This window comes from Mycobacterium szulgai, assembly GCF_002116635.1.
In the GTDB taxonomy this organism is placed as follows: domain Bacteria; phylum Actinomycetota; class Actinomycetes; order Mycobacteriales; family Mycobacteriaceae; genus Mycobacterium; species Mycobacterium szulgai.
The window spans coordinates 102,751-115,547 of the sequence record NZ_LQPW01000031.1 but is presented as its reverse complement, the minus strand read 5'-3'; the positions used below and the strand labels follow the sequence as shown (position 1 = coordinate 115,547).

Below are 12,797 nucleotides of genomic sequence, written 5' to 3'. Positions count from 1 at the left end.
GGTGTAAAAGTGGGGCATGCAGCTGCCGCAATGGCTGGCCCGGTTCAACCGGTACGTCACCAACCCCATCCAGCGGCTGTGGGCGGGCTGGATCCCCCTGCACGGCATTCTGTTGCACGTCGGGCGCCGCTCTGGCAAGCCGTACCGCACGCCGCTGATCGTGTTCACGGCCGAGGTCGAGGGCCGGCCGGCGGTAGCGATCCTGCTGACCTACGGCCCGAACCGCGACTGGCTGAAGAATCTCACGGCGGCCGGTGGCGGCCGGATGCAGCGCTACGGCAAAACCTTCGGCGTCACCGACCCGCAAGTGATGACCAAGGGCGAAGCGGCAACGCACGTGGCCCGCGGGTTGCGGCCGATCTTCGCGAGGCTGCCCTTCGAGCAGGCAGTATTGCTCACCAAGGCGTAATGCGGATCACCGCAATCCTGCAGCGGCCGGTTCGGCTACATGGCGGCCCGGCCAATGCCGTCGTCAACTTCAGCAACCACACCGTCTCCTTGGTGGCACTGATCGCCGTCCAGAACGGAAAACACGTCGCCGGGGTGGCCTTCAACTCGATCGGCCGGTTCGCCCAAACCGGCATCCTGCGCGACCGGATGATCCCGCGGGTGCTCGCCGCGCCACCCGACACCCTGCTGGACGACTCGGGGCTGATCGACCCGGCCGCAGTCCTGGACTGCGCCCTGCGCGACGAGAAGCCGGGCGGGCACGGCGACCGGGCCGGGGCCGCCGCCGCCCTGGAACTCGCATGCTGGGACCTGGCCGCCAAACTCAACGACGAACCCGCCTACGCGACGATCGCCCGCCGCTACGGGCGGCAACCAACCCCCAGCGTCCCGGTATATGCCGCGGGCGGCTACTACTACCCCGACCGCGGCATCGACTCCCTGCGCGACGAGATGCGCGGATACCTCGATCTGGGCTATGAGGCGGTCAAGATGAAAATCGGCGGCGCGGCCCGGGGCGACGACCTGGCGCGCATCGAGGCGGTCATCGACGTTGTGGGCGGCGGCGGGCGAGTGGCGGTCGATGCAAACGGCCGGTTCGACCGCGCCACCGCAACTCAGTGGGCGGCGGCGGTAACGCCGTACGGCCTGCGCTGGTACGAAGAGCCCGGGGACCCATTGGATTTCGAGCTGAACCGCGCGGTGGCTGACTGCTACGACGGCACACTCGCCACCGGCGAAAACCTGTTCTCGGTGCCCGATGTGACCAACCTGATCCGGTATGGCGGTATGCGAGCCGGTCGTGACATCTTCCAGATGGACGCCGGCCTCAGCTACGGATTAACCGAATACGCGCGGATGGTTGGGGTCCTCGAGGCTCATGGTTTTGATCGCCGATTCGCCTTCCCACACGGCGGCCACCTGGTGAACCTGCACATCGCGACGGCTCTGGGCCTGGGCGGCTGTGAATCCTATCCCGGTGTGTTCGCACCCTTTGGCGGCTATTCCCAGAGCTGCGTAATAGGCGGGGGCCGGATCGCGCCGACCGACGCACCTGGCTTCGGGCTCGAGCAGAAGGCCGGGCTGGCCGAGCTGATCAGTGAATTGATGGCCTAGGAGCATACCCATGAAGATCGCGGTAATCGGTTGCGGGGCAATGGGTTCGGTATACGCAGCCAGACTCGCCGCCGCGCGGAACGACGTGCTGGTCATCGACACCTATCGACCCGGCATCGAGCAGATCGCCCGGCACGGGTTGCACGTCACCGGCCCCGGCTTCGATCAGACGGTGCCGCTGCGCGCCGAGATCGCCGCGCCGGCGGAGGCGATGGATTTGATCGTGCTGGCCGTCAAGGCTGCCGATGTGGCAACCGGTGCGCGGCAAGCCCTTTCCATGCTGGGCGAACGCACTTCCGTGCTCACCATTCAAAACGGCTTGGGCTCGGCGGATACGGTTGCCGGCATCGTCGGCGAGGGCCGGCTCGCGGTCGGGATTGCCAGCGGCTTCGGCGCCTCGCAAGTCGCGCCCGGCCACGTGCACCACAACGCCATGCGCGCCATGCGCTTCGGCGCCTATGCGTCCCTGCCGCACGAGACGGTCGAATTTATCGCCGCCGTCTGGGCACATGCCGGGTTCGACGCCGCAGCCGTAACCGACATCGCGGCCATGCAGTGGGAGAAATTGATCTGCAACGTCGCCTACAGCGCGCCGTGCGCGCTGACGCATTTGACCGTCGGCCAAGTGATGGACGACCCGGACATGGGCCCGGTAAGCCGGGCGGCGGCAACCGAGGCATGGACGGTGGCGCAGGCCTCCGGCATCGCCGTCGCTGTAGACGATCCTGTGGCGCATGTACGAACGTTCGGCGCCGCAATGCCCGATGCCAAACCGTCGGCACTGCTCGACCACGAGGCGCACCGGGTCAGCGAGATCGACGTCATCAACGGGGCGATCCCGCGCCAGGGTGCGCGCGTCGGTGTCGAAGCGCCGGTGAACGCGACGCTGACCGCCTTGGTCAAGTCGATCGAACGGCAATGGGCCTGAATGGGCCGCGCGGCCCTGCTGCCGCTGATGAGCGCCTACGCCCAGCCCCTCACCGGGGCGCTGATCGACAAATACGTGGTCGATGTGCAGCGGCTGGGTTTGCTGAAAGGTGCTATTGCTTCGCTGCGGTGGCACGCTCGCGCCACCGCGTGGTCGCGAAGTACAACATGATCACCACCGCCCAGGACAACAGGCTCAGCCACAACTGGGTGTGGGCCGACCGGTCAAAGGCCATTTGCACCAGTACGGCGACGATTCCGGCCACGGTCAGGATCGACAGCACCGGGAAGAACCACATCTTTATCCGCAGCCGCTCTACCGGGGTCCGCCGGCGCAGCACGATCTGTGACAGCGCGATCAACAGGTAGACGAACAGCACCACAGCACCCGAGGAGTTGAGCAGAAAGAGAAACACGGTTTTGGGGGCCAGCCAGGCCATCAGGACGCAACCGAAGCCGACCGCCGACGACGACAAGATGGCCAACCACGGCACGCCGCGCCGGCTCAGTTCGACCAGCTTGGCCGGCGCCTCGCCTCGCGCCGCCAGCACGAACAACATCCGCGAGGCTGTGTAAAGGCCCGAGTTCAAACAGGACAGCACCGCGGTGAGCACCACCGCATTCATAATCTGGTCCGCACCCGCAAGACCCATCCGCTTGAGCGCGGCGACGTACGGCGACGCGCCAAGTTCCACTGAATCCCACGGCATGATCACTGCGAGCAGGAACACCGAACCGACGAAGAAGATCACGATGCGCGCGACCACCGACCGCGTCGCCCGCTTGATCGCACGTTCGGGATCGCGGCTCTCGGCGGCGGCGATGGTGACGACTTCGGCACCCACCATGGAGAAGATCACCACCACGATGGCGGCGAAGACGGCCGCGACGCCGTTCGGGAAGAACCCGCCGTGGGCATGCATGTTCCCGAAATCCAGGTGGCGGCCCGGCAGCAAGCCGAACACGAAAAGCCCGCCCACGCCAAGGAAGACCACGATGGCCGCGACTTTGATCCCGGCGAACCAGAATTCGAATTCGCCGAAGGAGGACACCGAGAACAGGTTCGTCCCGGTCATCAGCAGCATCAGGCACAGCGACAAGAGCCATAGCGGCGCGGGGAACCAGTAGTTGAGCACCTTGCCGCCGGCGACGGCCTCGAAACCCACCACGATCACCCAGAAGTACCAGTAGAGCCAGCCGACCGAGAACCCCGCCCACCCGCCGAGGGCCTTGGCCGCATAGTCGGCGAACGATCCGGTCGAGGGGTTGGCGGCGGCCATTTCGCCGAGCATCCGCATCACCAGGATGATCAGCAGCCCGCAGAGCGCGTAGGTGAGAAACGCTGCGGGCCCGGCCTTGTGGATCACCACTCCGGACCCGACGAAAAGCCCGGCACCGATCACCCCGCCGATGGCGATCATGTTCAGCTGCCGTTGAGACAGTCCTTGGCGCAGCTGCGTAGTGCCGCTCATGCCGCTAACGAGAGCACATCGGCGGGCGGGGCACCACTGGGGCGCCCCGCCAAGCCGTCAGTCCAGACGCGTGGCTACCACGGCCCACACCGGCAGATGGACCCGATGGTCTTGCAGCAGCGGGCCGATGGTCTCGAGCTGCTCGAACATCGGCTGCATCCGCGTCGACACCTCATTCTGGTCGCCGGAGACGACCACCTTGTTCATGGCTTCTAACGTCTCGGGCAGGAAGCGAGCTAGATAGGTGGTGGTGCCCAGGTAGTCCACCCGCCAGCCGCTCCCCCCGAGCACCCGCTCGAAGTTGTCGGCCGGGATACCTGGCCACTGGATGCCGTTGACGTTGTGCCGGCCGAACTCGAACATGTACAGCCGGGCCCCGGGCTTGGTGGCGCGGTGCAGTGCCTGTGCATACCGCGTCTGGATGGCTTCGTCGTCCAGGAACACGTGGTAGAACGCGCTGTCCACTACGGTGTCGAACCGGCCTTCGAACCCGTCCAGCCTGGTGGCGTCGGCCACCTGAAAGTCGACCTGGACACCGGCCCGCTCGGCATTGCGCTTAGCCCGCTCGATCGCCGACGGCGAACCGTCGATGCCGGTTGCCGAATATCCGTGCGCCGCATAGTGAATCGCGTGGTACCCCGGGCCCGTCCCAGGGTCGAGCACCTCGCCGCGGATCGCGCCGTAGGCCACCAGTTGCTGCACGACCGGCTGCGGCCCCCCGATGTCCCAGGGGATGAGCCCGTCGGCGGCCGTCGCGTCGCCGTACAACGGCTCGAAACCATTCACACTCGCGTCGATAGTCATGATCGTCCCGCTCCCTTGCCTTGGTAATAGACGTATTTGTTCACTAAGAGACGAGCCTAACTCGGCCATCCAAGGAACACAAGCGTCTACTAAACGCAAGTATTCGGAAACTGATCCGCATCACGCCGTCATCACGAGTGCCTTGCGATACGGCGTGGCAGGGGCGTCAAACACCCATCGGCGCGGCATGATTGACGGTCGTGGCCGACCTGCTGACCCGTCGCGAGGTGCTCCGGATGGGCGCCGGCGCCAGCGTTGGAGCCGCAGGCGTGTGGGCGCTGAGCGCGCTGCTGAACCCGGGCAGGCCACACGCGACGCCGGCACCGCTAAGCCCCGCCCCGTTCGAACCTCCGACCGCAGGTAAAACCCTGCCTACCAAGCTGACCGGATCGTTCGTCTCCGCGGCGCGCGGCGGCATCAAGACCAACTGGGTCATCGCCATGCCGCCGGGCCAAACCAAGATGCTGCGTCCGGTGATCGCACTGCACGGCAAGGACGGCGACGCCAACATGATGCTCGACCTCGGTGTCGAGGACGCGCTGGCCCAACTGAGCCGCGAGGGCAAACCGCCGTTCGCCGTGGTAGGTGTCGACGGCGGCCCAAGCAGCTACTGGCACCGTCGTTCCAACGGCGAGGACTCCGGCACCATGGTGCTCGAAGAGCTGCTGCCGATGCTGTCCTCGATGGGCATGGACACCTCACGCGTCGGTTTCATGGGCTGGTCCATGGGCGGATACGGCGCGCTGCTGCTCGGCGCCCGGCTGGGTCCGGCGCGTACCGCCGGGATCTGCGCGATCAGCCCGGCGCTCTATATGACCTATATCGGCACCGCGCCCGGCGCGTTCGACAGTGTCGACGACTGGAATCGCAACACCGTGTTCGGTCTGCCGGTACTGAACTCGATTCCGATCCGGGTCGACTGCGGCATCGGCGACCGGTTCTTTTTTTCCAGCAGCCAATTCGTAAGTCAGCTGAAAAAGAAGCCGGCCGGCAGCTTCTCCCCCGGCGGACACGACGTGGATTACTGGCGCGAACAACTGCCCGGCGAACTGGCCTGGATGGCCTCTTGACCATGGATGCCGCCAGCCCGCCCCGCCCAGCGGAGCGGCGCGTTGCGCGGGGCGCATTCCGCCCGGACATCGAGGGCTTGCGCGCCGTGGCGGTGATAGCCGTGGTCCTCTACCACGCGGGCGTCCCCGGCGTCGGCGGCGGCTACATCGGTGTGGACGTATTCTTCGTCATCTCCGGCTTCCTCATCACCGGGCTGCTTTGGCGTGAGGTGACCACCACCGACACCATTGCGCTGGGCCGCTTCTATGCCGCCCGGGCCCGCCGGCTGCTGCCGGCCGCCGCCACCGTCGCCGTGGCGACCGCGATCGCCACCGCATTGGTGCTGCCGCCGCTGCAGGCGCGGCGCGTCCTGGTGGACGGCATCGCCAGCGCGCTGTATGTCGGCAACTACCGGTTCGTCGGCCAGGGCACCGATTACCTGATGTCCGACCAGCCGCCGTCGCCGTTCCAGCACTACTGGTCGCTGGGCGTCGAGGAGCAGTTCTATCTGTTGTGGCCGGCGCTGATCATCGGTACCGCCTGGCTGATGCGCCGCATCAACCGCAGTGCCCGAACCGCCCCCTATGTCGCACTGCTAACGGTCGTCACCGCCGCGTCGCTGACGGCCGCGATGATCTGGACCCGCACCTCCCCCACATGGGCCTTCTTCTCGCTGCCCACCCGTGCCTGGGAGCTGGGCGCCGGCGGTCTGGTCGCGCTGTCGATCCAGCAATGGCGGCGGTTGCCGCTACTGCCCGCGGCGATCGCCGGCTGGGGCGGTCTGGCGCTGATCCTGCTGACCTGCACGCAACTCGGTCCACACACCCCCTACCCCGGAACCTCTGCGCTGCTGCCCGTGCTCGGCACCGCGCTGGTGATCGGCAGCGGGTGCGTCACCGGCGGTCTGGGAGTGGGGCGCGTGCTGTGCCCACCGGCGATGCGGGCGATCGGTCGGGTTTCGTACTCGTGGTACCTATGGCATTGGCCGGTGCTGTTGCTGCTGCCGCCGCTGCTGGGCGATCCAGCGGGCCTGCCGGGCCGGCTGGCGGCGACGACGGTCTCGGCCGGGCTCGCGGTGATCACCATGTACCTGGTCGAAAATCCCGGCCGGTTCACCGCGGCGTTGCGGGGATCGGCGCGGGCCAGCCTGACCTTGGCCGGTGCCGCCAGCGCTGTGGCCGCCTGTGCCTGCGTCCTGCTGCTCATGCTGGTACCCGCGCCGGTGGGACACGGTGTGGCCGCCCCGGAGGCCAAGATCTCCAATGTCTCAGCGCTGCCGCCCACGGCCCTCAGCCCACAGGACGCCGCCGTGCAGAACGCCTTCACACAGGCGCGCGCCGCCGTGGGCGCATCCGTCGGCCTGCGTGCGGTGCCGTCCAACCTGAACCCGCCGCTGGCCATCGCACCGGGCGACAAGGCGGCCGCCTTCGTCAACGGTTGCCTGCGGTCCTGGCGCGACGTGGGACAAAGCGAATGCGCACAGGCCGATACCGCGTCGCCGTTCACCGTGGCCCTGGTCGGCGACTCGCATGCCGCCATGTGGGATCCCGCTTTTCAGCAGGTCGCCGAGCAGCGGCACTGGCGCCTCGAGACGCTGGGCAAGGTGACCTGCCCCCTGCAGGATCTGCCGATCGTCAGCCCGTATCTGGGTCGCCGGTACACCGAGTGCGAGCAGTGGCGCGGCCAGGTCATGGCCCGGTTACAGGCAGAGCGTCCTCAGCTGGTGGTGCTGAGCATGAGCCGTCGCTACCACGCCGACTTCAGCTTCGCCTCATATGACCCGGCGTGGCTGGATACCCTGACCCGCACCGTGTCCCAGCTGCGCAGCACGGGTTCGAACGTTTTGGTTTTGGGGCCGGTCGCCGATCCGCAGTCATCGGTGCCCACCTGTCTGTCGGCCCACTTGGAGGATGCCGGCGCGTGTACACCGGCGCGGGCGGCTGCCGTCAACGGCGACGGAATCGCCGCCGAGCAAGCCGCGACCGCTGCCGGCGGGGGCCACTACGCGGACCTGACCGACTTGTTCTGCACGACCGATCGCTGCCCGGTCATCGTCGGCAACACCCTGGTGTTCCGCGACGACAACCACCTGACGACCGAGTATGCGCAACTGCTGGCACCCGTCATCGGCGCGCTGGCCGATCGCGCTCTGTCAGCGGGATGAGCCGGGAGATTTCAAGGTGAATTTATTTGCGAATGAACCGCGGGGCGACGCCGAACGTGTTAGGAATGAAAGAGTTTTGGAGGTTAGAGATGAGTCCGATGATGTTGGCCTTCCTCACGGCGGCCGCGCCACTCGCCGGGCTTGGTTTCATGCAATTACAAGCGCGCCTTGAACGTTGGGATTACGAGCGGCACGCAGAGGACTGAGGCGCTACGCGAAATGCCCTGCGCGGCAGGCGCTTTGACCTCATCTGAATAATTGCGTGCGAATTATCGGCGCGATCTTGTCCGCCAGGTACTCATGCCCCTCGTCGGTGGGGTGCACGCCGTCCGGGCCGATCAGATCGGGCCGGTCGACAAACCACCGGTCGACGATCGGATCGACGAAGGCAGCCCCGGCCGTCCGCGCGCCGGCGCCCAGCACGTCGCGAATTTGCAGCACCCAAGCGGGCACATCGGCCGTCGGCCAGGGCGGACCGATCACCAGAAACGTCGCCGACGGCGCCAGCCGGCGCGCCAAACCGAACGTGTTGTGCACCCGTTCGGCCAGCAGCTCGGGATCCACGCCCTGATCGTTGCGGGAACCGAAGAACACCACCAGCGCATCGCTGGGTTTGACCGCCCTGGCCGTCAGATCCTCGAAGACGCTGCCATGGTCGCCTGGCACGCCATAACCGGCCCGGCCCTCGGCCGCCACGTCGGCTGCGATCCGCACCCCACGCGCGGCCAGCGTCTGCCACGCGAGCGCGGTCCAGGCGTTCGGGCCCAGGCCGCCCTCATCGGTGCCGGTGGTGTAGGAGTCGCCGATCACCGCGACCCGGTTCAGCCGGTAATCCAGGCTCAGCGGGTGATAGGCCCGCTTCCGCGGCGTGTATGCAGGGCTGCCCAGAGCCGCGGCGACCAGCACGGTGAGGCCAAGGACGAACGTGGCCAGACGACTCACCACTACCTCCACTGCGAACGGGCATCGCCGTGTGTCAATCAACAAAATTTTACGAGCAAGCCGCAGCGAACATGGGACACAACACGATTCGCGTAGTGCGCACGCGATCACACCGCGCGCGCCGAAACCCCGTCCAGTTGGCCGTCGACCTGGTGCAGCTTGCCGCCCACCGACTCCTCGGGTTCGGTCTCGGCCTGCACCGGCCTGATGTCGACCATCCTGCGCATCCAGCGCCGGGCGGGCTCTTCGACGAAGTGATACAGCAGCATCGACAAAACCACAGCGATCGCGAGCAGTCCGAAGACATTCCATCGCCACGGGTTGTCCGGCAGCCACGGCTCGAGGCGGAAGTTGACCACCGCCCACCGCCAGGCCGTGTGGACCAGCTCATGGACCATGTAGAGGCAGAACGAGATCTGCCCGCCGTACACCATCACCCGCGTGGACAGCAGCCGCGGCAGGCTGCCCACGCCGATCGCCAGGGTCAGGACCACCGGAACGAACAGCATGTCGACCACCCCGCTGCTGTCGATGACTCCGGTGATCGGATGCGCGTCATACCAGTAGAGGATTCCGACAATTGCCGCGATCAGCAGCACCGACACATATCCGGCGACCTGGCGGGCGCGATCGGTCGGCCGCAATCTGCGCACCGCGGCGGCGGCCAGCGCACCCGCGATGAACTGGGTGACAATGCGCGGCAGCCAGCTAAACGGCGTGTAGAACTGGCCACTGGCCAACAGCATCATCACCGGCGGCAGTGATGCCGCGAACGCCAGCAAGATCAGGGTCCGCGCCCGAGTGGCGTGGGTCATTCGGAAAATCACCAGCACGAGGCCGCCGAACATCAGATAGGCCAACCACTCCGCACTGATCGACCAGGCCGGTCCGTCCCAACTGGAGTCGTCGAAGTAGGGCTGAAACCACAGCTGCACCATCAGGACCTGGCGCACATAGCTGATCGCGGTGAGCCTGCCCGCCTCGGGCAATGGCGTGTGACCGAAGTGCAGGGTCAAGATCACCAACAGAGCGGCCAGGTGCAACGTCACCAGGTACACCGGCCACACCCTGGCCAGCCGCAGCCAGAGAAAGTGCAGGTGTTCGCGCACCGACCAGTACCGGCCCATCCGGTCGAGGTAGTTCCAGGTCAGCACGAAGCCACTGAGGATGAAGAAGAGGTCGACGCCCTGCGCGCCACAGTTGAGGACCGGCGCGAGGTTTTCCCGGAAGTCGGGCGACGCATCGGCCAGCATCGGCCGGAAGTGGAACAGCACCACCCACAGCGCGGCGAGGATGCGCAATCCCGTCAAGGCCTTGATCTCACCCTTGATCTCCGCGGTGCGCACCGTACTCATTCCGTCTGACTCTGCTGTTTCATTCGCCGCTCAGTCCGGCTGACCGGGCGATATCGCCGTTCTCAAGCCCCCCGACTGGCAACCCCGGCAGCTTTGGCAGCCTAACAGCTCGGGCCGCCAACCCGCCCCACGCCGGATGGTTGCGCCATTACAGCGCCCCAACCTTCACTTCTTTAGCAAAGAGTTAGACCTGGCTGTCGGTCTCCTTAGATTTATTCGGTTTCGTTGAAGGCAGACTTCGGTCGGCGTCGAGTCGGCCTCCCCAACGTCAGAATGAGGCACCTGATGAATCGATTGGGCACGTTCGACTGCAGCGGCGCCCAGATTCGGGCTCACTACCGCCACCTGGCCACTGTTGTGACGATCCGAGGCGAAATCGACGCCGTGAACGTCGACCGAGTCGGCCAGTACGTCCGGCGTTTCGTCCTGGGCAACGACCCCCTGGTCCTCGACCTGACCGGCGTAAGCCATTTCTCTCCGGCTGGCATCTCGCTGCTGGGGGTGGTCGACGAGGACTGCTGGGCCGCGGGGGCGCAGTGGACCCTGGTTCCCAGCCCGGCCGTGCTGGACGTGCTTGGCGACGGCCGTGACGAGGACGGGGCCGACGTTCCGATTGCCCGCTCGGTGCACGAGGCGCTGCACAACCTGGCCGACGCGATCGTCTGCCGCCGTCAACTGGTGCTGCCGCTGATCAGGAAGACGGCTTAGCGCGCTGCCGGCGCAGCCTGGTGATTCCGACGACGGCGAATATCCCGGCGATCGTTGCCAGTAACAGGGTCAGCACCAGCAGCTGCGGGTGATAAACCACCGACCAGGTGACGGGCTGGCCGTCGACTACCGGCGCGACGGCCACGGCGGAACGCGTATGCAACCAACTGAAGCCAGTGGCCACCAGCGCGGCGACGGCCAAGCCGAGTTCAACCACTCCCCGGTAGCGCGCGATCACAGCGGTGACTCCTTTTCGTCGTCATCGTCGACATCGTCGACATCCACCGCGGGTCCGACGCGTTCTTCGATCAGTGGGGTCAGCACGGCCCGCAATTGCCGATGCTTGCGCGCCCACGCCTGCGCGGTGCGGCCCTCGGTGAGTTTGAGACCGATGCCGACGCGTCCGCGCGGCACTCCGATCAGTTCGCCGAGCGCGCGCGCCGATTGCCATCTCGCCAGCTCTTTGCCCGAAGCGAGGTTGTTCTCCGGTTCCGGATACACCCGGACGATTTCGCGCACCAGGATGGTCTCGGTGCCCTGGCGCAGTGCGTCCTCGGTCAGTTCGACCGAGGTGTGGATGCGGGCCGCCTTGACCTGCACTCCCACAAAGGCCGACACCAGGACCAGAAAGATCGTCGGGACCAACAGCGATATCGGCGCGCCGCTGGTCTTTTGGATGAAGAGCAGCGATACCGCTGACAGCGGGCCGGCCAGCACCCAGTACCAGCTGGCGCCGGATTCATAGAACAACGGCTCGGTTCTGATTGCAGCCTCCGTCATGAAAGCCAGCTTGCCGCATCCGCGGCCCAGTAGGTCAGCACGATATCGGCGCCGGCGCGCCGGATGCTGGTCAATGATTCCAGCGCGGCTGCCCGCTCGTCGATCCAGTTGTTTGCCGCTGCGGCGCAGATCATCGCGTACTCGCCGGAAACCTGGTAGGCGGCTACCGGCACCGTCGAGATATCTGCTGCGGCAGCAACCACATCCAGGTATCCCAGTGCGGGTTTGACCATGATGATGTCGGCACCTTCGTTCAGATCCAGCTCGACCTCACGCAGTGCTTCGGCAAGATTGCCCGGCTCCTGCTGGTAGGTACGCCGGTCGCCGGACAAGCTGGAGCTCACCGCCTCGCGAAACGGCCCGTAGAACGCCGAGGCGAACTTCGCGGCGTAGGCCAGGATCACCACGTCGGGGTGACCGGCCTCGTCCAGTCCGTCGCGGATCGCGCCCACCTGGCCGTCCATCATGCCGCTGGGCCCCACCACGTGTGCGCCGGATTCCGCTTGCGCCACAGCAAGGTCCACGTACCGGGCCAGGGTGGCGTCGTTGTCGACGCGCCCTTTGACATCGACGACGCCACAATGCCCGTGATCGGTGAATTCGTCCAGGCAGGTGTCGGCCATCAGCACCGTCGCATCACCGAGGTCCTTGGCCAGGTCGCGCAGGGCGACGTTGAGGATGCCGTCGGGGTCGGTGCCGGCCGAGCCGCATGCATCCTTGTCCTGTTCACGCGGCACGCCGAAGAGCATCAACCCGCCCACCCCGGCGGCGACGGCGTCTGCGGCGGCGGCGCGCAACGAATCCCGGGTGTGTTGCACCACGCCCGGCATGGATGCGATTGGCCGCGGTTCATCTATGCCGTCGGCGACGAACATCGGAAGCACCAAATGCCTTGGCTCCAATGACGTTTGGGCCACCAAACGGCGGATCGCAGGTGTCGAGCGGAGCCGGCGCGGACGCTGCCGCGGGTACCCACTCATTCGCCGCCGCGAGCCTGCGCGGAATGGCAGCTCCGACGGCGTGTCGGCGGAC

Annotated in this window: 13 protein-coding genes; 6 read left to right on the top strand and 7 right to left on the bottom strand. The window is 66.5% G+C overall.

Translation table 11 applies throughout. The annotated features are described in order from the left end of the window. Positions 1-16: 16 nt before the first annotated feature. Genes AWC27_RS07650 through AWC27_RS07640 form a run of 3 tightly spaced genes read left to right on the top strand, consistent with a single transcriptional unit; the run spans position 17 to position 2,491 of the window. Entirely contained in the window at positions 17-409 is a 393-nt protein-coding gene (locus tag AWC27_RS07650) for a nitroreductase family deazaflavin-dependent oxidoreductase (protein WP_085669924.1), read from the top strand. Continuing rightward, a complete protein-coding gene (locus AWC27_RS07645; protein ID WP_085669923.1) occupies positions 409-1,563 on the top strand; it encodes an enolase C-terminal domain-like protein in 1,155 nt (384 codons plus the stop codon). Before AWC27_RS07650 ends, AWC27_RS07645 begins: the two co-directional genes overlap by 1 nt. A 10-nt stretch (positions 1,564-1,573) precedes the next feature. Next, entirely contained in the window at positions 1,574-2,491 is a 918-nt protein-coding gene (locus tag AWC27_RS07640) for a ketopantoate reductase family protein (protein ID WP_085669922.1), read from the top strand. A 112-nt stretch (positions 2,492-2,603) separates the two neighbouring features. Here the strand turns inward: AWC27_RS07640 and AWC27_RS07635 are convergent, their stop codons facing one another. Together AWC27_RS07635 and AWC27_RS07630 are read right to left on the bottom strand one after the other, a co-directional pair. Beyond that, positions 2,604-3,962, bottom strand: a complete 1,359-nt coding sequence (locus AWC27_RS07635) for an amino acid permease (protein ID WP_085669921.1) — start codon at positions 3,960-3,962, stop codon at positions 2,604-2,606. A gap of 57 nt (positions 3,963-4,019) precedes the next feature. Then, complete coding sequence (locus tag AWC27_RS07630) at positions 4,020-4,766, bottom strand: class I SAM-dependent methyltransferase (RefSeq protein ID WP_139836826.1); 747 nt, start codon at positions 4,764-4,766, stop codon at positions 4,020-4,022. A gap of 236 nt (positions 4,767-5,002) precedes the next feature. Between AWC27_RS07630 and AWC27_RS07625 the strand changes: the two genes are divergently transcribed. Both AWC27_RS07625 and AWC27_RS07620 read left to right on the top strand, forming a co-directional pair. Next, the gene (locus AWC27_RS07625; RefSeq protein WP_083113176.1) at positions 5,003-5,836 is read left to right on the top strand and encodes an alpha/beta hydrolase; all 834 of its coding nucleotides are present in this window, start codon (positions 5,003-5,005) and stop codon (positions 5,834-5,836) included. A gap of 2 nt (positions 5,837-5,838) precedes the next feature. Next, a complete protein-coding gene (locus AWC27_RS07620) occupies positions 5,839-7,980 on the top strand; it encodes an acyltransferase family protein (protein WP_085669920.1) in 2,142 nt (713 codons plus the stop codon). A 246-nt stretch (positions 7,981-8,226) separates the two neighbouring features. Here AWC27_RS07620 and AWC27_RS07615 read toward each other — a convergent pair whose 3' ends face one another. Then, positions 8,227-8,922 carry an Rv0518 family GDSL lipase gene (locus tag AWC27_RS07615; RefSeq protein ID WP_085670065.1) on the bottom strand — a complete coding sequence of 232 codons (696 nt, stop codon included), beginning with the start codon at positions 8,920-8,922 and terminating at the stop codon, positions 8,227-8,229. A 107-nt stretch (positions 8,923-9,029) separates the two neighbouring features. After that, the gene (locus tag AWC27_RS07610; protein ID WP_139836825.1) at positions 9,030-10,277 is read right to left on the bottom strand and encodes an acyltransferase family protein; all 1,248 of its coding nucleotides are present in this window, start codon (positions 10,275-10,277) and stop codon (positions 9,030-9,032) included. A 285-nt stretch (positions 10,278-10,562) separates the two neighbouring features. On the opposite strand from AWC27_RS07610, the gene AWC27_RS07605 reads away from it, so the two are divergent. Further along, positions 10,563-10,985 carry an STAS domain-containing protein gene (locus tag AWC27_RS07605; RefSeq protein ID WP_245846919.1) on the top strand — a complete coding sequence of 141 codons (423 nt, stop codon included), beginning with the start codon at positions 10,563-10,565 and terminating at the stop codon, positions 10,983-10,985. Here the strand turns inward: AWC27_RS07605 and AWC27_RS07600 are convergent. From AWC27_RS07600 to hemB, 3 genes are read right to left on the bottom strand one after another with little or no spacing between them, the layout of a single operon-like run. Next, positions 10,969-11,223, bottom strand: a complete 255-nt coding sequence (locus AWC27_RS07600) for a hypothetical protein (RefSeq protein WP_085669918.1) — start codon at positions 11,221-11,223, stop codon at positions 10,969-10,971. The two genes, AWC27_RS07605 and AWC27_RS07600, sit on opposite strands and share 17 nt — an antisense overlap. Continuing rightward, complete coding sequence (locus AWC27_RS07595) at positions 11,220-11,765, bottom strand: DUF3093 domain-containing protein (protein ID WP_085669917.1); 546 nt, start codon at positions 11,763-11,765, stop codon at positions 11,220-11,222. Before AWC27_RS07595 ends, AWC27_RS07600 begins: the two co-directional genes overlap by 4 nt. Further along, positions 11,762-12,745, bottom strand: a complete 984-nt coding sequence (hemB, locus tag AWC27_RS07590; RefSeq protein ID WP_085669916.1) for a porphobilinogen synthase — start codon at positions 12,743-12,745, stop codon at positions 11,762-11,764. Before hemB ends, AWC27_RS07595 begins: the two co-directional genes overlap by 4 nt. Between the last annotated feature and the right edge of the window lie 52 nt (positions 12,746-12,797).